The sequence below is a fragment of the Erwinia sp. TECH1 genome, assembly GCF_054057575.1.
The window spans coordinates 3,868,396-3,889,740 of the sequence record NZ_JBSRZK010000001.1 but is presented as its reverse complement, the minus strand read 5'-3'; the positions used below and the strand labels follow the sequence as shown (position 1 = coordinate 3,889,740).

Below are 21,345 nucleotides of genomic sequence, written 5' to 3'. Positions count from 1 at the left end.
GCAACTTTCGGACGGGCGGCTGAAAACGAGCCTGGATGCGATCCCCTTTGGCCGCCCCTCCGCTTCAGATTGGAAGAGGACAATGCATGACCAATAAAAAAGTGTTAACGGAGGGCTACTCCGTTGCAGAGGAGATAGCTAATAGCATCAGCCACGGCATCGGCTTTATCTTTGGTATTGTAGGGCTGGTGCTGCTGCTGTCGCAGGCGCTCGACAGCCAGGCCAACGCCGTCGCCATCACCAGTTACAGCCTCTATGGCGGCAGCATGATCCTGCTGTTTCTGGCCTCGACGCTTTATCACGCCATCCCTCATCCGCGCGCCAAAAGCTGGCTGAAAAAGCTGGACCATTGCGCTATTTACCTGCTGATTGCCGGCACCTATACGCCTTTTCTGCTGGTGGGACTTAAGTCGCCGCTGGCGCATGGCCTGATGGTGGTGATCTGGAGCCTGGCGCTGGTGGGCGTGCTGTTTAAACTGTTTTTTGTGCACCGCTTCGAAGCCTTATCGGTCATAACCTATCTGCTGATGGGCTGGCTGTCGCTGGTTGTGATTTATCAGCTGGCGATGAAACTGTCGGCGGGCGGCGTCTGGCTGCTGGCGGCGGGCGGCATTATCTATTCGCTGGGGGTGATTTTTTACGTCTCAAAGCGCATTCCCTATAACCACGCCATCTGGCACGGCTTTGTGCTTGGCGGCAGCATCTGCCATTTTCTGGCGATTTACTTTTATATTTCATAAAAAAAGGGGCCGTCCGGCCCCTTATTATTACGAAATCTCGTAGGGCAGCGGCTGGATAGCCAGACTGCCGCCTTCGTCGCCCTGTACCCGCAGCGCCGTTTCCGGCTCCAGATCGTTATTCAGCACCGCCTGCACCCAGACATCGCCATTATCCAGCTGACAGGCGGCCAGAATGGTGCCGGTGCGGCGCCAGTTGTCGCCCAGCTTCATTTCCAGCGCATCCGCAGCGGCCGGAACGCGGGCGGCCTTGCCGGCCAGCCAGTAAAGCGCACGCTTGTTGGCGCCGCGGAATTTAGCGCGCGCCACCATCTCCTGGCCCGTATAGCAGCCTTTTTTAAAGCTGATAGCGTCCAGCGCCTGCAGGTTTGTCGCCTGAGGAATAAACTGCGCGCTGTTCGCCGCGTCGATAACGGGCAGGCCAGCTTCGATATTCAGCGCCAGCCACTGCGAGCTGTCGGTTAGCTGTGCCTGACCGTCCAGAGCCGCGCGCAGCGCTAGTGCTCTGTCGCGATTCAGGATTAGCAGAAAGCGTTCCGCCGGTGCGGAAAACCACAGCAGCGTCGCATCATCCTGCTGCACGACTGGGTTTTCAGCGTCCGGCAGCGTGTCAAACAGCCCGGCCAGCGCGGTGCGCGCCTGAAAACCGGCTACACCCAGCAGCACCGCTTCGTCATCCGCTTCGATAGCGACTTTGGCGAAAACGGCATACTTTTTCAGCTCGCTGATTTGCGTATCGCGCAGGCTGCGGCGTTCCAGATAGGCAAAGCCTTCGCCACGGTGAAACAGACGCAGATTGCTCCACATTTTCCCTTTTGCATCACAGTGGGCGGCGGGAAGATGCGCATTGGCATCCAGCGCAGCGACGTCCAGCGTCAGCTGACCCTGCAAATAGCTGACGCGGTCCGCGCCGGTCACGTTGACCAGCGCCCACTCTTCCAGCGAGATCAGCGTAAGCGGCAGACGGGCAGAGGCCGCAGGTTGACGAGGCGGGAAAGATAAAGTCGGCATAGCGGATTCCTGAAGTCAAATAAGCCTGCATTCATGTTAAAAGAGCCGCCCGGCTTTGCAACCAATTTTCTGAAGGCGACGCACAAAAGGCGCGCTTGCGCGGCAACAAATGCTTTTATCGTGCGGCGCATTACGCAAAGCCAAATTGCGCCATCAACATCGGCTTAAAAAAGCGCTACACTAGCGGCCATCTTTCACCGACTGACGATGGGAAGCATGGATATTGAAAATAGAGCGCGCGTGCAGTGGGCCTGCCGGCGCGGTATGCGGGAACTGGATATCTCCATCATGCCGTTCTTTGAATATGAATATGACACGCTGAGCGATGGCGATAAAAAGATCTTTATTCGCCTGCTGGAAAGCGACGATCCCGATCTGTTCAACTGGATGATGAATCATGGCGAACCTGCCGATCCGGAACTGAAACGCATGGTTCACCTGATCCAGCAGCGAAACCAGCAGCGTGGCCCTGTGGCGTTCTGATCTGCGGGTCTCCTGGCAGGCGCAGTGGATGTCGCTCTCGCTGCACGGCGTGGTAGTGATAGCGCTGCTGTTGGCGCCGTGGCCGGCCAGCTTAACGGTAGTGTGGATGCTGCTGCTGACGCTGGTGGTGCTGGAGTGCGTGCGTAGCCAGCGACGCATTCGCAGCCGGGAAGGCGATATCGCGCTGCTGGCGGACCATCAGCTGCAATGGCGGCAGAAGCACTGGCGCATCTGCGGTCGGCCGTGGATGACGCGGCGGGCGATCCTGCTGGCGCTGCGCTCCGCTAAAGGCGAGCGCGAGAAGCTCTGGCTGCTGCGCGACAGCATGAACGAAAGCGAGTGGCGGCAGCTCCGTCAGCAGCTGCTCGCTATTCACTAAACGGCAGGCTTACAGCGTGGCGGCCATTTCCGTCAGGATTTGTTCGCACCACTGCGCGATACGCTCGTCCGTCAGCTCAAACTGGTTAACGTCGTCCAGCGCCAGGCCGACAAACTGCTGGCCGTCGGCGGTTAGCGGTTTGCGGCTGATAAACTCGTAGCCTTCGGTAGGCCAGTAGCCGACAAAAACGACGCCCAGCGGCTGCAGCACCTCATGCAGCATGCCAAGCGCGTCCAGAAACCACTCGCTGTACTCGGCCTGATCGCCCATACCGTACAGCGCCACGGTTTTGCCGCGCAGGTTTAGCGTAGCGAGGTCGGTCCAAACCGCCTCCCAGTCCTCCTGGATTTCGCCGAAATCCCAGGTGGGAATGCCCAGGATCAGCATGTCGTACTGCTCCATCAGCTGCGGCGAGTCCTCTTTCAGATTGTGCAGCGTAACAAGATCCTCGCCGATAAAATCGCGGATTTTCTCCGCCGCCATCTCGGTGTAACAGGTGCTGGAACCGTAAAAAAGCCCGATATTCATACGCGGTTTACTCAATTCTCCTGGTTCAATGGCGCGAATTATATCAGAATTGAGCTTTGACGGCGTGCCGTCGGGTAAGTGGAAAAGGAGTCAACGTGCAGGACAGCGATCTGACAGAGCAGTTTCTTGATGCCTTATGGATTGAGCGAAATCTTGCGCAAAATACGGTGGCTTCCTATCGGCTTGATCTGATGTCGCTGGTGAACTGGCTGGCGCATCACCAGCTGGATCTGCTGCATGTAGACAGCGCCGGGCTACAGAACTTTCTGGCCGAGCGCGTGGAAGGTGGCTATAAGGCCAGCAGTTCCGCTCGCCTGCTCAGCGCCATGCGGCGCCTGTTCCAGTATCTTTACCGGGAAAAGCTGCGTGAAGACGATCCCAGCGCGCTGCTGGCCTCGCCTAAACTGCCGCAGCGGCTGCCGAAAGATCTCAGCGAAGCGCAGATAGAGCGGCTGCTGCAGGCGCCCTCTACGGATATCCCGATAGAGCTGCGCGACAAAGCCATGCTGGAGCTGCTTTATGCCACCGGGCTGCGCGTCACGGAGCTGGTCAGCCTGACGCTCAACAACGTCAGCCTGCGCCAGGGCGTGGTGCGCGTGGTGGGCAAAGGCGATAAAGAGCGGCTGGTACCGCTGGGTGAAGAGGCGCTGCACTGGCTGGAGCATTACATTGAATATGGTCGTCCGTGGCTGCTGAACGGACAGACGCTGGACGTGCTTTTCCCCAGCAACCGCGCGCAGCAAATGACCCGACAAACGTTCTGGCACCGCATCAAGCATTATGCGACGCTGGCGGGCATCGACAGTGAAAAGCTCTCCCCCCACGTGCTGCGACACGCTTTCGCCACGCATCTGTTGAACCACGGCGCCGATCTGCGGGTCGTACAGATGCTGTTAGGGCATAGCGACCTGTCCACCACGCAAATTTATACCCATGTCGCCACCGAGCGGCTACGGCAGTTACATCAACAGCATCATCCCCGCGCCTGACGCGGTGATCAAACGGCCAAACTATAAGGCCATGAGGATAATCAATGAAAAAGCGTTACTTTCTCCTTTCTCTGCTGGTAGCAGCTGGCCTGGCGCATGCCGACGATGCGGCCATCAAGCAATCCCTGGCGAAGCTGGGACTGCAGCAGATGGAGATCCAGCCGTCGCCTTTGCCAGGGATGAAAACCGTGCTGACCGAAAGCGGCGTGCTTTACGTCAGCGAAGACGGCAAGCAGTTTATTCAGGGGCCGCTGTACGACATCAGCGGCGCGCAGCCGATCAACGTCACCAACAAACTGTTGGAGAAAAAAGTCGACGCGCTGAGCAGCGAAATGATCGTGTATAAAGCGCCGAAAGAGCAGCATGTCATCACCGTCTTTACCGACATCACCTGCGGCTACTGCCATAAGCTGCATTCGCAGATGGCGGACTACAACGCGCTGGGGATCACCGTGCGCTATCTGGCCTTCCCACGCGAAGGCATGAACGGACAGGTCGCCAAAGAGATGAAATCAATCTGGTGCGTGGCCGATCGCAAAAAAGCGTTCGACGCGGCGATGAAAGGCGAAACCCCTGCGGCGGCCGACTGCAAAATTGACCTGGCTAAGCATTACCAGCTGGGCATTCTCTACGGTATTCAGGGCACGCCAGCCATCCTGCTGCAAAACGGTATGATGATCCCTGGCTATCAGGGGCCGCAGGAGATGAAAAAGCTGCTGGATAGCCAGAAGACAGGCGGCTAAGCCCAGTGAAAGGAAAAACCGAATTACGCCGCCGCGTGGCGGCGCAGGCGTGCGAGCTGCCGGAGGATCTCCATCCTCTGCTGCGTCGCCTCTATGCGCATCGGGGCGTTAAGCAGGCCGTGGAGCTGGAGCGCGGTGCCAAAAATCTTCACGCGTTTCACTCGCTCAGCGGCATTGAGCGGGCGGCAGAGATCCTGCAAAAGGCCATTGCCGATAACCTGTGCATTATGATCGTTGGCGATTTCGACGCCGACGGCGCCACCAGCACTGCGCTGACCGTGCTGGCTTTACGCAGCATGGGCGGCCGCAATATCAAATATCTGGTGCCAAACCGGTTTGACGATGGCTACGGCCTGAGTCCGGAAGTGGTGGAGCAGGCGGTGGCGCGCGGTGCGCAGCTGATTATGACCGTGGATAACGGCATTTCTTCCCATGCTGGCGTCGCGCTGGCGCACGAAAAAGGCATCGCCGTAGTGATCACCGATCACCACCTCCCCGGCGATACGCTGCCGGATGCGGAAGCGATTGTTAATCCTAACCTGGCGGACAGCGAGTTTCCTTCACGCACGCTGGCGGGCGTGGGCGTCGCGTTTTATCTGATGCTGGCGCTGCGCGCGCGGCTGCGCGACAGCGGCGTCGCCACGCTGCCAAACCTGGCCGAGCTGCTGGATCTGGTGGCGCTGGGCACGGTGGCGGACGTGGTGCCGCTGGACGCCAACAACCGCATCCTGGTCTGGCAAGGGCTGAGCCGTATTCGCGCCGGCAAATGCCGCGTCGGCATCCGGGCGCTGCTGGAAATCGCCAATCGCGACGCGCGCCAGCTTGCCGCCAGCGACCTGGGCTTTGCGCTGGGGCCGCGTCTCAACGCTGCCGGACGGCTGGACGATATGTCGGTCGGCGTCGCGCTGTTGCTTAGCGAAGACATCGCCCAGGCGCGCATGCTGGCCAGCGAGCTGGATGCGCTGAACCAGACGCGCAAAGAGATAGAGCAGGGGATGCAGACGGAAGCGCTGGCGTTGTGCGATGCGCTGGAGCGCAGCAGCGAAGCGCTGCCGCTTGGTATCGCCATGTACCATCCGGAATGGCACCAGGGCGTGGTCGGCATCCTGGCTTCGCGGCTGAAAGAGCGCTTTCACCGTCCGGTTATCGCCTTTGCGCCCGCCGGTGACGGCACGCTGAAAGGGTCGGGACGCTCCATCAGCGGGCTGCATATGCGTGACGCGCTTGAGCGGCTGGATACGCTCTATCCCGGCCTGATTATCAAGTTTGGCGGCCACGCGATGGCGGCGGGCCTGTCGCTGGAGGCGGAAAAGTTCGATGAATTCCGCCAGCGCTTTGGCGAGCTAATCGGCGAATGGCTCAGCGAAGAGTCTTTGCAGGGCGTGGTCTGGTCAGACGGCCAGCTGATGGCGCAGGAGCTGACGTTGCCCACCGCAGAGCTGCTGCGTGAAGCCGGGCCATGGGGGCAGGCGTTTCCCGAACCGCAGTTTGACGGCAAATTTAAGCTGATCCAGCAGCGGCTGGTGGGCGAGCGTCATCTGAAGGTCATGCTGGAGCCGCTGGGCGGCGGGCCGCTGCTGGACGGTATCGCTTTCAATATTGATACCGCGCTCTGGCCCGATCCCAGCGTGAAGCAGGTAGAGCTGGCCTACAAGCTGGATATCAACGAGTTTCGCGGCAACCGCAGCGTGCAGCTGATTATCGAGCATCTCTGGCCGCTGTAGCCTGAACAGGCAAGTCTTACTCAGTCAGGAAGAGGTTGTGATTTGTCATGGCAGAGGGATAGCGTAATAAGTAAGCGCTTTTCATTATCTTGCAGTCCCAAAATGGGACTGGTATAGTCAAGGCGAATGTTTACCCAGGGAGGGGACATGAAGATTATCGCGGTAGCGCCATTACGGGAATTCTGGACCCTCCACAATCAGGCTGAGCAACCGCTTAAGGCCTGGGTTGATGAAGTCAGAAAAGCGACCTGGCGGACGCCACAGGATATGAAGAGGCGCTATCCGTCAGCCGATTTTGTGGCGAAAAACCGGGTGATATTCGAGATAAAGGGTAACGACTATCGGTTAATAGCCGCTGTGGCTTACCGCTTTCAGGCGGTATACGTGAAGTTTGTTGGAACCCACGCCCAATATAACGACATTGACGCTAAGACGGTGGAGCTATGACAAAGTATCAAATCAAACCTATTCGCACTGAAGAAGATTATCACTATGCGCTGGCTGCGGTTTCGCCGCTTTTTGATAATGAACCTGAACCCGGCTCAGAGGCGGCAGATTTTCTGGAAGTAACTATTTTGCTTATAGAAAAATATGAGCAGGAGCATTATCCCATTGAAGCGCCGGATCCAGTCGCGGCCATTAAATTTCGCATGGAGCAAATGGGAATGACCGCCAACGATCTGGTGCCGGCAATCGGTCTCAAAAATCGCGTTTATGAGGTGCTGAATTATAAACGAACGCTGACGCTGCCGATGATCCGCAGGCTGCATAAGATGTTTAACATTCCTCTGGCTTCGTTAGTGGCAGAATATCCGCCCGAGCCCCCAGCTTCTGCCGGTTAAGCGTCAACAAGCGTAACCAGCGCCGGTGCGCCTTCCGACTAAGGGATTGGCTGCGGTAAACTGCTGCCGCGCTAACGCTACAAACTCCCCGCAAATTCGTTTAAACTGCGTAGTTACATTGCAGACTTTTGAAGATCTAAATCATGTTTGAAATTAATCCGGTAAAGAACCGAATTCAGGATCTCACTGAGCGCAGCAGCGTTCTCAGGGGGTATCTTTGACTACGATGCCAAGAAAGAGCGCTTAGAAGAAGTTAACGCCGAGCTGGAACAGCCGGACGTCTGGAACGAGCCTGAACGCGCGCAGGCGCTGGGCAAAGAGCGTTCCGCGCTGGAAGCGGTAGTAGAAACGCTGGATCAGCTGAGCCAGGGGCTGGAAGATGTTGCCGGCCTGCTGGAGCTGGCGGTAGAAGCGGACGACGAAGAAACCTTCAACGAAGCGGTTGCCGAGCTGGACGGGCTGGATAAAAAGCTCGCCGATCTGGAGTTCCGCCGCATGTTCTCCGGCGAATACGACGGCGCGGACTGCTATATCGATATTCAGGCCGGCTCCGGCGGTACGGAAGCGCAGGACTGGGCCAGTATGCTGGTGCGTATGTACCTGCGCTGGGCCGAAGCGAAAGGCTTTAAAACGGAAGTGATCGAAGAGTCCGAAGGCGAAGTAGCCGGTACTAAATCCGCCACGCTGCGCATCAGCGGCGATTACGCTTTCGGCTGGCTGCGTACCGAAACCGGCGTGCATCGTCTGGTGCGTAAAAGCCCGTTCGACTCCGGCGGTCGTCGTCATACCTCTTTCAGCTCCGCGTTTGTCTACCCGGAAGTGGATGACGATATCGATATCGAGATCAACCCGGCCGACCTGCGTATTGACGTTTACCGCGCTTCCGGCGCCGGTGGTCAGCACGTTAACCGTACGGAATCGGCGGTGCGTATCACCCATATTCCAACCGGTACGGTGACCCAGTGCCAGAACGACCGTTCTCAGCATAAGAACAAAGACCAGGCGATGAAGCAGATGAAGGCGAAGCTGTACGAGCTGGAAATGCAGAAGAAAAACGCTGAGAAACAGTCGCTGGAAGATAACAAATCCGATATCGGCTGGGGCAGCCAGATCCGCTCCTACGTGCTGGACGATTCACGCATCAAGGATCTGCGCACCGGCGTGGAAACCCGTAATACTCAGGCGGTGCTGGACGGCGATCTGGACCGATTTATTGAAGCAAGTTTGAAAGCAGGGCTATAAGGAACTGACATGTCAGAACAACAACCGCAGGGCGCCGACGCCGCACTTGAGCTGAATAATGAACTGAAAGCGCGTCGCGAAAAGCTGAGCGCGCTGCGTGAGAACGGCGTGGCATTTCCCAACGATTTCCGTCGCGACAGCCTTTCCGACAAGCTGCACGCAGAATATGACGCGAAAGAGAATGAAGAGCTGGAAGCGCTGGGCGTAGAAGTCAGCGTGGCGGGACGAATGATGACGCGCCGTATTATGGGCAAGGCATCCTTTGTTACGCTGCAGGACGTAGGTGGCCGCATCCAGCTGTATGTTTCTCGCGACGATCTGGCGGAAGGCATTTACAACGAACAGTTTAAAAAGTGGGATCTCGGCGATATCGTCGGCGCTCGCGGCAAGCTGTTTAAAACCAAAACCGGCGAGCTCTCTATCCACTGTAGCGAACTGCGTCTGCTGACCAAAGCGCTGCGCCCGCTGCCGGATAAGTTCCACGGCCTGGCCGATCAGGAAACCCGCTATCGCCAGCGCTATCTGGATCTGATCTCCAACGACGACTCGCGCAAAACCTTTAAAATTCGTTCGCAGATCATGGCGGGCATCCGTAGCTTTATGGTCGGCCGCGACTTTATGGAAGTGGAAACGCCAATGATGCAGGTGATCCCCGGCGGCGCGTCTGCCCGTCCGTTTATCACCCATCATAACGCGCTGGATATTGACATGTATCTGCGCATCGCGCCCGAGCTTTACCTGAAGCGTCTGGTGGTCGGCGGCTTCGATCGCGTCTTCGAGATCAACCGTAACTTCCGTAACGAAGGGATCTCGCCGCGCCATAACCCAGAGTTCACCATGATGGAACTCTATATGGCCTATGCGGACTACAAGGATCTGATCGAACTGACCGAAAGCCTGTTCCGTACGCTGGCGCAGGACGTGCTGGGCACCACGGTAGTGCCTTACGGCGATCAGGAGTTCGACTTCGGCAAGCCGTTCGACAAACTGACGATGAAAGAAGCCATTCAGAAATACCGTCCGGAAACCGATCTGGCCGACCTGGATGATTTTGACAAAGCCTGCGCTATCGCGCAGTCGCTGGGCATCAAGGTTGAGAAGAGCTGGGGTCTGGGCCGCGTGGTAACGGAAATCTTCGAAGAGACGGCGGAAAGCCATCTGATCCAGCCGACCTTTATCACTGAATATCCGGCAGAAGTGTCGCCGCTGGCTCGCCGCAACGACGTTAACCCGGAAATCACCGACCGCTTCGAGTTCTTTATCGGCGGCCGTGAAATCGGTAACGGCTTCTCCGAGCTGAACGACGCGCAGGATCAGGCTGAACGCTTCCTGCAGCAGGTTAACGCCAAGGATGCGGGCGACGACGAAGCGATGTTCTACGACGAAGACTACGTAACGGCGCTGGAGCACGGCCTGCCGCCAACCGCAGGCCTGGGCATTGGTATCGACCGTATGGTGATGCTGTTTACCAACAGCCACACCATTCGCGACGTGATCCTGTTCCCGGCGCTGCGTCCGTCAGGAAAATAAGCAACGGCTGTGGAATTAAGGGGCGACTTGTCGCCCCTTTTTTATGGCTGATTTCAGGCGAGAGCTGGCGATGGCCTGAACGGTTCCGGGAAGTCCCCATCAAAGTGACGGATTTTGCTCTTCGCTAGGCTAAAGCCTGCGCTGGAATAAAGTACGTAATGTTTGCCTGCGCAAAACCGGTTTGTTACCGGAACCAGCAGCGCGTCCGGTGCCGCTCTTTGACCACCATCGCTCTTCATGTCGAAATAGCGATAAGCTCCTGCTGCCAGCGGAGTAAGCCGCCATGCCGTTACGATTTTATCGCCTCGTCGAGCCAATCCTTAAAGCGCGCGTAGGGCACGTACAGCGATACGTTTTTATACAGCGTTTTACCGGTTTTAATATCGTTAATGCGGTTGGAATAGCCGACGATAACGCCTGCCACAGAGTCATCGGACGCGTTATAGACTGCGCCGCCGGACATGCCCTGCACCACGCCCGCGTCGGAAGCCACCACAACGCAGCTCAGCTTGTTCCAGTCGTTCTTCAGGCCGGTATTCACCAGATTGGTGCCGGTTGAGGCCACCGGCATGGCAGAGATAAAGCTGTAGCCATACAGATTGATTTTGTCGCCCATAAAGCCGTTACGGAAGCGCGGCGCGGGAACGTTGCCGTTTTTATGGTAAACCACCGCCAGGTCGCATTCAGGATGGCGCGACTTAACGCGATAAAGCGAATATTTCGCCACGTGCGCCGCCGTCAGGCTGTAATCGGCGGTCAGCGGAATAGTGGTGCCCAGCGTGCCCACGCCCAGAATGGTCGGAATGCCGGTAACGGTCATATCCACACGCTTCTCTGCTTCGCTGCTGTACTCATATTTTCCTACTGAGCACCCGGTGATACTCAGCGTCAGCAGGCAAATAGCCAGTCGCATCTTTGCTCCTCGGTAATGAATCGATCAAGCACAGCTCAATAAACGCCCGTTGCATCCATCATCGAGGTATCGGCCAACACTCGGAAAACTTTACCTATTTAACCTCACTCCGCGTCAAATGATTATCAGATAATTGATAATTTTCCGTAATGATTACCGTCTCAATGCGCGCAAAACACGACCATTATTTACTAAAGTAGCGGCGTATTTTCCTCAAGTATAGACAAACCGCGAGGCCCAAAAACGCGCCGGAAAGGCTAAAATCGGTGGATCTGACGGTCAGTCGGCGGCGATTATTGCCTTTCAGGCAAGAGATTGTTGCCTGAGAAGGGGTATAAGTCCCTGATGAGCTGTGCTTTAATCTCTGATGTGATGTAGATCAAAATTCACATTCTGTAATACTTTCCCCGCCCTTTTTTTGCCTGTCGACCGCTGTCGGCGGAAAGATAATTTTTTCTGGAGAAGATGAGATGCCCGTTTCTTTACTGGCGCTGGCGCTGAGCGCCTTTGCTATAGGCACCACGGAATTCGTTATTATGGGCCTGCTGCCGGAAGTGGCAGGCGATCTCGGCGTAACGATCCCTTCGGCGGGCTGGTTAATCAGCGGCTATGCGCTGGGCGTGGCGATCGGCGCACCGATTATGGCGCTGCTCACGGCTAAGCTGCCGCGTAAAAAAACGCTGATTTTACTGATGTCGATCTTTATTGTCGGCAACGTGCTTTGCGCGCTGGCTTACAGCTACAACCTGTTGATGATGGCACGGGTGATCACCGCGCTTTGCCACGGCGCATTTTTCGGCATTGGCGCCGTGGTAGCCGCCAGCCTGGTCGCGCCCGACAAGCAGGCTTCCGCCGTGGCGCTGATGTTTACCGGCTTAACGCTGGCTAACGTGCTGGGCGTGCCGTTGGGTACCTGGTTTGGCCAGCTGTTTGGCTGGCGCGCCACCTTCTGGGGCGTGGCGGTGATTGGCGTGCTGGCCTTTATTGCGCTGATTGTCAGCCTGCCCACCAACCGCAACGAAAAGCCGGTACATCTGGCCAGCGAGGTCAGCGCGCTGGCTAACGGCAAGCTGTGGCTGTCGCTGCTGATGACGGTGTTTTTCGCCGCCGCCATGTTTGCGCTGTTCAGCTATATTGCGCCGCTGCTGCTCCAGGTTACCGGCATCAGCAACAAAGGCGTCAGCTGGACGCTGTTTTTAATCGGCGGCGGCCTGACCGTCGGCAATATCCTGGGCGGCAGGCTGGCCGACTGGAAAGTCTCTTTTAGCCTGATCCTCAGCTTCTCGCTGATCGCGCTGTTTTCGCTCGCCTTTAGCTGGACCAGCCATGCGCTGTGGCTGGCGGAAATCACCCTGTTTTTATGGGCGATGGCAACGTTCTCTACCGTGCCGGGACTGCAAATCAACGTGGTTCGCCACGGCAAAGAGGCGCCGAACCTTGTGTCTACGCTGAATATCTCTGCGTTTAACGTCGGCAACGCGTTTGGCGCATGGGCGGGCGGTGCAGTGATTGACGGCGGTTACGGGCTGACTTCCGTGCCGGTTGCGGCGGCCGTACTGGCCGTTATGGGCCTGCTGATTTGCCTGCTGACCTTCCGCCGCCCGCGCGGCCAGCAGCAGGCGGCGCGCGCTTAAGCCAGTAATGCCGCGAGGCGCTGGTTGAACAGGCTGCTATGCTCGCGCAGATGCAGACTGAACGCGTCAACCAGCGCCGAGCCGGGGCGGTGCTGCGGCCGGATCAGGCTGACGGTAAAAGGCACCGCAATGCTGAAGCGGCGGATTGCCACGCCGTTGCCCGCATAGTCCAGCGCCGTGAGCGGATTGACTATCGAAACGCCCACGCCCGCTCTTACCATCGCACAAACCGAGGCCGCGCTGTGCGTCTCCATCACCATTCTGCGCTGAACGCCCTGCTCGCTGAATAGCTGATCCAGTAACTGACGATAGCTGTCCGTTTGCGACAGGCTGATAAAGTTTCTCCCGGCGAAATCCTGCGGCGTCAGGCAGCTTTTTTCCGCCAGCGCGTCGTCCTGCGGCAGCACGCAAACCTCATTACCGGTAAAGATTACGCTGCGTTCCGTGCCGGCCGGCGTCTGGCCGGTTTCCGTTAAGCCTAAATCGTAACGCTGCGCCGACAGCCACTCTTCCAGCAGCGGCGACTCCTGCGGAATGATATTCAAACTGACGTCGGGATAACGCTGCAAAAAGGGCTGGCAGAGCAGGGGAAGCAGCGACTGGGAAAACACGGGCAGACAGGCCACAGACAGCTCGCCCTGGCGAAACTGGCGCAGGCTTTCGGCCGCGTTGATAATCCTGTCCAGACCGTACCAGGACCGCTGCACTTCCTCAAACAGCTTCAGTCCCTGAACGGTAGGGTGCAGACGGCCCCGGATGCGATCGAACAGCTTCAGGCCGGTCAGCTTTTCCAGCCTGGCCAGCTCGCGGCTGACCGTGGGCTGCGAGGTATGCAGCATGACCGCCGCTTCGGTCAGATTGCCGGTGGTAACAACCGCATGAAAAATTTCGATATGCCGCAGCGTGATGCCAGCCATAAAAACCCCCGCAAAAAGACTAATTCATATCATGAATGAATAGACTTCGCTAAAACAGATATTTTTCATCCCGCTGTCGCTATGGCGTAATAACGCTATTACTGACAGGAGAAAGCCCGATGCCACGCCCGCTGAACACCACTGAAACCGCTCTGAACCGTGACAATTTGCTCCAGCTGGCGCGCCAGTATGGCGGCCCCGTCTGGGCTTATGATGCCGATGTCATTGCCGACCGTATCGCGCAGCTGCAACAGTTTGACGTAGTGCGTTTTGCGCAAAAAGCCTGCTCTAACGTTCATATCCTTAAGCTGATGCGCGCAGCGGGCGTTCGCGTTGATTCGGTTTCGCTGGGAGAAGTGGAGCGCGCGCTGGCGGCAGGCTTTCAGCCCGGCGGGGAAGAGATCGTCTTTACGGCCGATCTGCTGGATGCGCCTACGCTTGCCCGTCTGGCAGAGCTTGCGATCCCGGTGAATGCCGGTTCGGTTGATATGCTGCATCAGCTGGGCGAAGTGTCGCCGGGCCATAAGGTTTGGCTGCGCGTTAATCCGGGGTTTGGTCACGGCCACAGCCAGAAAACCAATACCGGCGGTGAAAACAGCAAGCACGGGATCTGGCACGGCGATCTTGAGCTGGCGCTGGCCGCTATCCGGCAGCATCGGCTGCAGCTGGTCGGCATCCATATGCATATTGGGTCGGGCGTGGATTATGGTCATCTGGAGCAGGTTTGCGACGCGATGGTCAGGCTGGTTATCGACTTCGGACAGGATGTGGAGGCGATCTCAGCCGGCGGCGGGCTTTCCATTCCTTACCGTTTTGGCGAAGAAGCGATCGATACCGCTCACTACTTTGGGCTGTGGGATGCGGCGCGCCAGCGAGTGGCGCAGCATTTAGGCCATGCGGTGAAGCTGGAAATTGAACCGGGACGCTTTCTGGTGGCGGAATCTGGCGTGCTGGTGTCTGAAGTGCGCGCCGTTAAACAGATGGGCAGCCGCCACTTCGTGCTGGTGGACGCCGGTTTTAACGATCTGATGCGCCCGGCGATGTATGGCAGCTATCATCATATCTCCGCCATTGCCGGAGACGGACGCGATCTGCAAGAGAGCCGGACGATTGACACCGTGGTGGCGGGGCCGCTGTGCGAATCCGGCGACGTTTTCACCCAGCAGGAAGGCGGCAAAGTCGAAACCCGCGCGCTGCCGCACGTCAGGCCGGGCGACTATCTGATATTTCATGATACCGGCGCTTACGGCGCGTCGATGTCCTCTAACTACAACAGCCGCCCGCTGCTGCCGGAAGTGCTGTTTGAAAACGGCCAGCCGCGCCAGATCCGCCGCGCGCAGACCGTTCAGGAGCTGCTGGCGCTGGAGACGTAAGCATCAGTCCGGCGAGCCGACCGAATGGCGGCGCACCAGCGTCGGACTGAACAGATTGGTCACCTCCGGCAGCGGCTGGTTATTAGCCAGCGCTAACGCCAGCTCCGCTGCCTGCTGCGCCATGGTGACGATAGGGTAGCGCACCGTGGTCAGTCTCGGGCGGACATAGCGCGATACCAGCACATCATCAAAACCAATCAGCGACATCTCTTCCGGCACCCGCACGCCGTTATCGCTGAGTACCGCCAGCGCGCCCGCCGCCATTGAATCGTTATAGCAGGCTACGGCGCTAAAGGCCTTGCCGCGCCCCAGCAGCTCCGTCATCGCCTGTTCGCCGCCGATCTCATCCGGTTCGCCAAACGCGACCAGGCGATCGCTGCCCGGCAGATTGTGCTCCTTCAGCGCGTCGTAATAGCCCTGCAGCCGCTCGTCCGCATCGGAAATAGGGTGGTTTGAGCAGATAAAAGCGATGTTCTGATGGCCCTGTTGGATTAGATGGCGCGTTGCCAGCCACGAGCCGTAGCGATCGTCCAGCGCAATGCAGCGCTTTTCAAAACCCGGCAGCGCACGGTTAATCAATACCATGCCGGGGATCTGCTTCATCAGAGGGATCAGGTCGGCGTCCGGGATTTTTTTTGTATGCACCACCAGCGCGCCGCAGCGGTGCCGGATCAGCTGTTCAATCGCCTGGCGCTCTTTTTGCTCATTGTGATAACCGTTGCCAATCAGCAAAAAGTTGCCGGTACCGTAGGCGACCTGCTCGACCGCCTTAACCAGCGCGCCGAAAAAGGGATCGGAAACGTCGCCGACGACCAGCCCCATGGTTTCCGTTGACTGCTGCGCCAGCGCGCGCGCGTTAGCGTTGGGATGATACTGCAACTCTTCCATTGCGCTGTTAACGGCCTGGCGAGAAGCGTCGCTGGCTTTAGGCGAATTATTAATTACGCGAGAGACCGTAGCGACGGACACACCCGCCAGCCTGGCGACATCCTTAATGGTAGCCATAGTGACAAAGCCTTCCAGGGTAAACGTTTACATGGCTCCAGTGTTGCGGAAATTGCCAGCTACTTCAAGCAGGCAGAATGCTGCGAATGTCGCAAAGCCGATGAAAAAGGCGAGGTATTATCGGCGGATCCTTTTACCGGGCCGTCTTTCCCTTAACGCTTTGCCGCTTCCCGCGCACAAGTACGCCAGCCCAGGCATTTGCAAAGAGCAGCTTCAGTAATGTGCTTTTAGCGCATCAGGCACCGGGTCAGCGGGCTTTTACCACCGCATATCGGCCGCACAGAAGTTTGCTGAAACGCACCGGAAAAATGGTAGCCTGTAGGCTGACACGAACACCAGCCGGACTGCCTGCCATGACTCTAAAAAAAGTGCCGCATCTCGCCCACTGGGGCGCCTTTACCGCCGTTGTCGAAAACGGCAAACTGCAGCGCTGCGAACCCTTTTTCGCCGATCGCGATCCGTCGCCAATGCTTAACACTATTCCCGAGCTGGTCTATTCCGACCGGCGCATTCGTCAGCCGATGGTGCGCCGCTCCTGGCTTAAATCGCGCGAGAAAAGCGACCGTACGCTGCGGGGACGGGAAGATTTTGTGGCGGTGGACTGGGAAACAGCGCTGGATTTAGTGGCGGAAGAAAACCGTCGGGTGCGCGATCGCTACGGCGCCGCCGGTATTTTTAACGGTTCTTACGGCTGGTCTTCGGCGGGGCGCGTTAACCATGCCCGCACGCTGATCCGTCGCTTCTACTTTACCGGCGGCGGCGGCGTCGATCAGCTGGGCAACTACAGCTGGGGTGCCGCGCAGTTTTTCCTGCCCTATATCATCGGCACCTATATGCCGTTGACCGGTCGCGTTACCGACTGGCCGAGCGTGGTAGAACATTGCGAAATTTTTGTCGCCTTTGGCGGACTGGCGCTGAAAAATGGCCAGGTTGCCTCCGGCGGCGCAGGGGAGCACAGCCTGAAACCGGCGCTGCTTGAACTGGCGGCCAAAGGCACGCCGGTGATCAACATCAGCCCGATGCGGGATGACTGCCCGGAATTTGTTAACGCCGAATGGATCCCGATCCGACCTAATACCGACGTGGCGCTGATGCTGGCGCTGGGGTACGAAGTGGAGCGGCTGGGCGCGGCGGATCGCACTTTTCTGGCTTCGCACTGCGTTGGCTATCCGCAGCTGCGTGGCTATCTGCTGGGCGACAGCGACGGGGTGGCAAAAACCCCGCGCTGGGCCAGCGAGATCACCGGTATTCCGGCTGCGCGCATTGAACTGTTGGCCAGACAGCTGATCGGCAAACGCAGTTTTATGACCAGTTCTTATTCCGTGCAGCGCGCCCATCGCGGCGAACAGCCTTACTGGATGATGATCGCGCTCTCGTCGATGCTGGGCCAGCCGGGCCTGCCGGGCGCCGGGTTCTCTTTTGGACATGGTTCCATGAACAGCGTGGGCAACCCGCGCATTGACGGGCCGGCACCGATGATGTCAACCGGCGTCAATCCCATTGCCGACCAGGCGATCCCGGTAGCGCGCATCAGCGATATGCTGCTGCATCCGGGCGAGCCATACGCTTTCCAGGGCCAAACCCATACTTATCCCGATATTCAGCTGATCCACTGGGCGGGCGGCAATCCGTTTCATCATCATCAGCAGCTTAACCGGCTGGTCGAGGGCTGGCAGAAGCCGGAAACGGTTATCGTGCAGGATATCGTCTGGACGCCTGCGGCGCAGATGGCGGATATCGTGCTGCCGGTGACCACCTCGCTGGAGCGCAACGATATCGGCGGCTCGTCCCGCGACCGCTTTGTGCTGGCTATGCATCAGGCGATCGAACCGCAGCATCAGGCGCGTAACGACTTTGATATTTTTGCCGATCTGGCGGAGCGCCTGGGCTATCGCGACGCTTTTACCGAAAACCGGAACGAAGCGCAGTGGATTGAGCACCTTTACCAGCAGTGCGGGGTGGCGCACCAGCGTCGGGGCGTCGACTGGCCGGATTTCCAGACTTTCTGGGAACGGGGCTACGTGGAGGTGCCAGAAGGCGACAAGCCGTTTATTTTTATGGAGGATTTTCGCCGGGATCCGCAGCAAAACCCGATCCAGACCGCCAGCGGCAAAATTGAGCTGTTCAGCGAAACCATTGCGGGCTTTGGCCTGGTGGATTTTGCGCCGCATCCGGAATGGCAGCCGCCGCAGGAGTGGCTGGGAGCGGAAATCCGCCAGCGCTTCCCGCTGCATATGATCTCCATGCAGCCTGGCGATCGTCTGCACAGCCAGATGGATGCGACGCCGACGGTGCAGGCTAACAAAACGGCCGGAAGGGAAACGCTGTGGATGCATCCGGAAGATGCCGAAACGCGCGGGATTGCCGATGGCGACACCATTGAGGTCAGCAACGATCGCGGGCGGATGCTGGCTGGCGTCAGGCTTACGGACGGCGTCAGCCGCAGCGTGGTGCTGATCGCCACCGGCGCCTGGTTCGACCCGGGTTTTGGCAAAGCCTGGCTGCCGTATGACCAGGCGGGCAATCCCAACGTGCTGACGCTGGATATCGGCACCTCGTCGCTGACGCAGGGGCCAAACGCCATGAGCTGCCTGGTAGAGATCCGCAAGGCGACGGAAGTCTGATGCCAGCAACAAAACGGACACCACTCTGATAGTGCCAATAATCGTTGATAATGGAGTGAAAAAGATTAAAAATTAGCCTGCTGACAGACCGGGCAATACAGATAAAAACCGTAAAGATCGTTTCTGCTGTCCCGGGATGGATGGCAGTTTTGAAAGCCTTCAAGGGATTATCATCCGGTTGTCCGCCGCCTGGCTAAAAAATAGCCATGACATAGCTATCAGGGAGGGATAAATTATGTATGGAACTGAAATGGATGCGGTGTCGCTTTCCGGCTACCAGGAAAACAGCGGCGGCAGAGGGGGAAATATGCGTGGTCGTGTAAGGAAGCTGGAAGAAGACGTGGCGGGCATTCGGATTGATATTGCCGTCATCAAATCGAACTATGTGACAAAGCAGGATCCCGGCGTTTTCAGAGACGAACTGAAAGGGGATAACAGCCCCCCTTTAGAAGAGGTTCGCAAGTTGAACGTGGCAATTAGCGATGCAAAAAACGCAATTATTTTTTGGTGCGTCAGCGTCGTGATTTTTGCCCAGATCATACCCACTCTGCCAGCTATCCTGAAAATTCTCTTTCCTTCCTGAGTCCGGCAGTCATCCCGCTAAGGCGGGATGTAGCTTTCAGCAACCCACTAACGTTGCAAAAACACATAGAAATCACATGGCTGGTTACATTTTGCGGGTAACTGTTGCGAATGTGGGCTGGCGAGCAGGCTGGCCCGGTTGCTACAGTTTATGTCCCAGAGGTATTGATGGGTGAACATCAAAATAACTTTGTTTCACCGACCTGCGCAGATGCGCAGGTTTTTTTTACCTGACGCTTTTGCTAAACCGCACGGCAATAATCACGATCTGAAACACAGTTTTCCTGTTATCACCCCTGCATTTTTTGTATAACTCCCGGTCAGTTATCCGCTATTCGCCGACAGAAGAGCCATGCCCCGCTTAAAGAAATCACTGGCTAAAGACCAGGAGCCGTTTCATCCCGTTCGCTTTCGCCTGATTTGTCTTGGCGTGTTCGTTTCCATGCTGCTGCTGTTGCTCTGGGTAGGGGATTTGCAGCTGATTAATCATCCTATGCTGGAAAAACAGGCGGATGAGCGCTCGCTGCGCACGGTCACTATTCCGACTAATCGCGGCACGCTGTTGGATCGTAACGGCGAAGCGCTGGCGCTGAGCGTGCCCTCGCGCGATATTATTGCCGATCCGCAGCGCGTGCTGGAAGCCAATCCCGATTTTACCAGCGCGAAATGGGAATATCTGGCTAACGCTTTGGATCAGCGACCTGAAGAGATCGCCCGGCAGATCAAAGCCAATCCCAACCGTCGCTTTCTTTACCTGGGCCATAAAATCGAGCTGGGTATCGCTAAAGATATCGCCAAACTGCATCTTTCCGGCATTTCCACCGTCTATGACGACAGCCGCTTCTATCCGATGAGCGAGGCGACTGCGCCGCTGCTCGGCATTGTCGGCGCGGACAATAGCGGCCTGAACGGGCTGGAAAAAGGTTTTGATAAGGTGTTGCAGGGCACGGCAGGCGTAGAGAAATATCGTCAGGATGCCCACGGCAATATTATCGCCATGATTAACTATGAGCCGCCTCGCCAGCCGCCGACGGTGCAGCTCAGCATCGATAAATTCGATCAGTACACCCTGTACACTAAGCTGCGCGATGGCATACTGCTGAACAAAGCCGATTCCGGCGCGGCGGTGCTGGTTAAAGTCGATACCGGCGAAATTCTGGGGATGGCGTCTTATCCTTCCTATAATCCCAATAATTTCAGCAACGTTTCGCCTGACCAGATGCGTAATGCGGCCATTAACGACAGCTATGAACCCGGCTCAACGGTAAAACCGCTGGTGGTGATGGAAGGGCTGGCGCGCAAGCTGGTGCGCCCGGATTCCGTGCTGGATACCACGCCTTATCGCGTTAACGGCCACCTGATCCGCGACGTGGGCCACTGGCCGCGACTGACCATGACCGGCATCCTGCAAAAATCGAGCGATATCGGCGTATCGCATATCGCGCTGGCGATGCCCGCTGAAGTGCTGGTCAACACCTTCCACTCTTTTGGCCTGGGGAAACCCACCGGCCTGGGGCTGACCGGCGAAAGCGTAGGCTACTTCCCGCTGCACCGTGAACGCTGGGCCGATATCGAACGGGCCACTTTCTCCTTTGGCTATGGTCTGCGCGTCACGCCGCTGCAAATAGCGCGTGAATACGCCACGCTGGGATCTTTCGGCGTTTATCGTCCGCTTTCGATTACCAAAGTGACGCCGCCCGTGATCGGCACGCGGGTAGCAGACGAAGATATCGTGCGCTCGGTGGTCCATATGATGGAAAGCGACGCGCTGCCCGGCGGCAGCGGCGTGCGCGCGGCGGTGCCGGGCTATCGACTGGCAATTAAAACGGGAACGGCCGAAAAAATGGGCTCGAGCGGTAAATATGACGGCGGCTATATCAACTATACCGCGGGCGTAGCGCCAGCCAGTAATCCTCAGGTCGCGCTGGTGATTATGATCAACCACCCGACGGCAGGGGATCACTTTGGCGGCTCGGTCGCCGCGCCGGTCTTCGGCAATATTATCGGCCCCGTGCTCAAGCATATGAACGTGGCACCGGACGCGCTCTACTCCAAGCACAGCGGCACCTGATACTGTCCAATACCTGAG

20 protein-coding genes are annotated in these 21,345 nt (G+C 57.7%); 15 read left to right on the top strand and 5 right to left on the bottom strand.

What is annotated here, in order from left to right:
- Positions 1 to 86: 86 nt before the first annotated feature.
- Complete coding sequence (gene trhA, locus ACVWZ0_RS18205) at positions 87 to 740, top strand: PAQR family membrane homeostasis protein TrhA (RefSeq protein ID WP_253458664.1); 654 nt, start codon at positions 87 to 89, stop codon at positions 738 to 740.
- A gap of 27 nt (positions 741 to 767) precedes the next feature.
- Here trhA and ygfZ read toward each other — a convergent pair whose 3' ends face one another.
- Positions 768 to 1,748: a tRNA-modifying protein YgfZ gene (ygfZ, locus tag ACVWZ0_RS18200; protein ID WP_253458667.1), complete on the bottom strand. Its 981-nt coding sequence runs from the start codon at positions 1,746 to 1,748 to the stop codon at positions 768 to 770.
- 216 nt (positions 1,749 to 1,964) lie between these two features.
- On the opposite strand from ygfZ, the gene sdhE reads away from it, so the two are divergent.
- Both sdhE and ACVWZ0_RS18190 read left to right on the top strand, forming a co-directional pair.
- On the top strand, positions 1,965 to 2,231 hold the full coding sequence (gene sdhE / locus ACVWZ0_RS18195) for an FAD assembly factor SdhE (RefSeq protein ID WP_125287352.1): 267 nt from the start codon (positions 1,965 to 1,967) through the stop codon (positions 2,229 to 2,231).
- Entirely contained in the window at positions 2,212 to 2,610 is a 399-nt protein-coding gene (locus tag ACVWZ0_RS18190; protein ID WP_253458670.1) for a protein YgfX, read from the top strand. Before sdhE ends, ACVWZ0_RS18190 begins: the two co-directional genes overlap by 20 nt.
- 9 nt (positions 2,611 to 2,619) lie before the next feature.
- Here ACVWZ0_RS18190 and fldB read toward each other — a convergent pair whose 3' ends face one another.
- The gene (gene fldB, locus ACVWZ0_RS18185) at positions 2,620 to 3,138 is read right to left on the bottom strand and encodes a flavodoxin FldB (protein WP_253461228.1); all 519 of its coding nucleotides are present in this window, start codon (positions 3,136 to 3,138) and stop codon (positions 2,620 to 2,622) included.
- A gap of 95 nt (positions 3,139 to 3,233) precedes the next feature.
- Between fldB and xerD the strand changes: the two genes are divergently transcribed.
- The 7 genes from xerD to lysS all read left to right on the top strand — a co-directional run bounded on the left by xerD (position 3,234) and on the right by lysS (position 10,208).
- On the top strand, positions 3,234 to 4,127 hold the full coding sequence (xerD, locus tag ACVWZ0_RS18180) for a site-specific tyrosine recombinase XerD (protein WP_253458672.1): 894 nt from the start codon (positions 3,234 to 3,236) through the stop codon (positions 4,125 to 4,127).
- Between the two features lie 44 nt (positions 4,128 to 4,171).
- Positions 4,172 to 4,870, top strand: coding sequence for a bifunctional protein-disulfide isomerase/oxidoreductase DsbC (gene dsbC, locus ACVWZ0_RS18175; RefSeq protein ID WP_253458674.1), 699 nt, complete (start codon positions 4,172 to 4,174; stop codon positions 4,868 to 4,870).
- Positions 4,871 to 4,875: 5 nt separating this feature from the next.
- Complete coding sequence (recJ, locus tag ACVWZ0_RS18170; protein WP_253458676.1) at positions 4,876 to 6,594, top strand: single-stranded-DNA-specific exonuclease RecJ; 1,719 nt, start codon at positions 4,876 to 4,878, stop codon at positions 6,592 to 6,594.
- 147 nt (positions 6,595 to 6,741) lie between these two features.
- Positions 6,742 to 7,041, top strand: coding sequence for a type II toxin-antitoxin system HigB family toxin (locus ACVWZ0_RS18165; RefSeq protein ID WP_253458678.1), 300 nt, complete (start codon positions 6,742 to 6,744; stop codon positions 7,039 to 7,041).
- Complete coding sequence (locus ACVWZ0_RS18160) at positions 7,038 to 7,436, top strand: helix-turn-helix domain-containing protein (RefSeq protein ID WP_253458680.1); 399 nt, start codon at positions 7,038 to 7,040, stop codon at positions 7,434 to 7,436. Before ACVWZ0_RS18165 ends, ACVWZ0_RS18160 begins: the two co-directional genes overlap by 4 nt.
- A gap of 143 nt (positions 7,437 to 7,579) precedes the next feature.
- A protein-coding gene (gene prfB, locus ACVWZ0_RS18155) for a peptide chain release factor 2 (RefSeq protein ID WP_125287358.1) occupies positions 7,580 to 8,678 on the top strand; the annotation gives its coding sequence in 2 pieces (ribosomal slippage) (positions 7,580 to 7,654 and positions 7,656 to 8,678; 1,098 coding nt in all).
- Between the two features lie 9 nt (positions 8,679 to 8,687).
- The gene (gene lysS, locus ACVWZ0_RS18150; RefSeq protein ID WP_253458682.1) at positions 8,688 to 10,208 is read left to right on the top strand and encodes a lysine--tRNA ligase; all 1,521 of its coding nucleotides are present in this window, start codon (positions 8,688 to 8,690) and stop codon (positions 10,206 to 10,208) included.
- Positions 10,209 to 10,497: 289 nt separating this feature from the next.
- Here lysS and ACVWZ0_RS18145 read toward each other — a convergent pair whose 3' ends face one another.
- Positions 10,498 to 11,121 (bottom strand): serine protease, encoded by a 624-nt coding sequence (locus tag ACVWZ0_RS18145; protein ID WP_253458685.1) that lies wholly within the window; start codon positions 11,119 to 11,121, stop codon positions 10,498 to 10,500.
- A 470-nt stretch (positions 11,122 to 11,591) separates the two neighbouring features.
- On the opposite strand from ACVWZ0_RS18145, the gene ACVWZ0_RS18140 reads away from it, so the two are divergent.
- Positions 11,592 to 12,755, top strand: a complete 1,164-nt coding sequence (locus ACVWZ0_RS18140) for an MFS transporter (protein ID WP_253458688.1) — start codon at positions 11,592 to 11,594, stop codon at positions 12,753 to 12,755.
- Here ACVWZ0_RS18140 and ACVWZ0_RS18135 read toward each other — a convergent pair.
- A complete protein-coding gene (locus ACVWZ0_RS18135) occupies positions 12,752 to 13,672 on the bottom strand; it encodes a LysR family transcriptional regulator (RefSeq protein WP_253458691.1) in 921 nt (306 codons plus the stop codon). The two genes, ACVWZ0_RS18140 and ACVWZ0_RS18135, sit on opposite strands and share 4 nt — an antisense overlap.
- Before the next feature lie 119 nt (positions 13,673 to 13,791).
- Here ACVWZ0_RS18135 and lysA point away from each other — a divergent pair, with 119 nt between their 5' ends.
- Positions 13,792 to 15,045 (top strand): diaminopimelate decarboxylase, encoded by a 1,254-nt coding sequence (gene lysA / locus ACVWZ0_RS18130; protein ID WP_253458694.1) that lies wholly within the window; start codon positions 13,792 to 13,794, stop codon positions 15,043 to 15,045.
- Positions 15,046 to 15,048: 3 nt separating this feature from the next.
- Here lysA and galR read toward each other — a convergent pair whose 3' ends face one another.
- On the bottom strand, positions 15,049 to 16,050 hold the full coding sequence (gene galR / locus ACVWZ0_RS18125; RefSeq protein ID WP_125287364.1) for an HTH-type transcriptional regulator GalR: 1,002 nt from the start codon (positions 16,048 to 16,050) through the stop codon (positions 15,049 to 15,051).
- A gap of 353 nt (positions 16,051 to 16,403) precedes the next feature.
- Between galR and ACVWZ0_RS18120 the strand changes: the two genes are divergently transcribed.
- The 3 genes from ACVWZ0_RS18120 to ACVWZ0_RS18110 all read left to right on the top strand — a co-directional run bounded on the left by ACVWZ0_RS18120 (position 16,404) and on the right by ACVWZ0_RS18110 (position 21,327).
- Positions 16,404 to 18,674, top strand: coding sequence for a molybdopterin guanine dinucleotide-containing S/N-oxide reductase (locus ACVWZ0_RS18120; protein ID WP_253458696.1), 2,271 nt, complete (start codon positions 16,404 to 16,406; stop codon positions 18,672 to 18,674).
- Positions 18,675 to 18,909: 235 nt separating this feature from the next.
- On the top strand, positions 18,910 to 19,257 hold the full coding sequence (locus ACVWZ0_RS18115; RefSeq protein WP_253458699.1) for a hypothetical protein: 348 nt from the start codon (positions 18,910 to 18,912) through the stop codon (positions 19,255 to 19,257).
- A 351-nt stretch (positions 19,258 to 19,608) separates the two neighbouring features.
- Positions 19,609 to 21,327 carry a penicillin-binding transpeptidase domain-containing protein gene (locus ACVWZ0_RS18110; RefSeq protein ID WP_253458702.1) on the top strand — a complete coding sequence of 573 codons (1,719 nt, stop codon included), beginning with the start codon at positions 19,609 to 19,611 and terminating at the stop codon, positions 21,325 to 21,327.
- Positions 21,328 to 21,345: the final 18 nt, after the last annotated feature.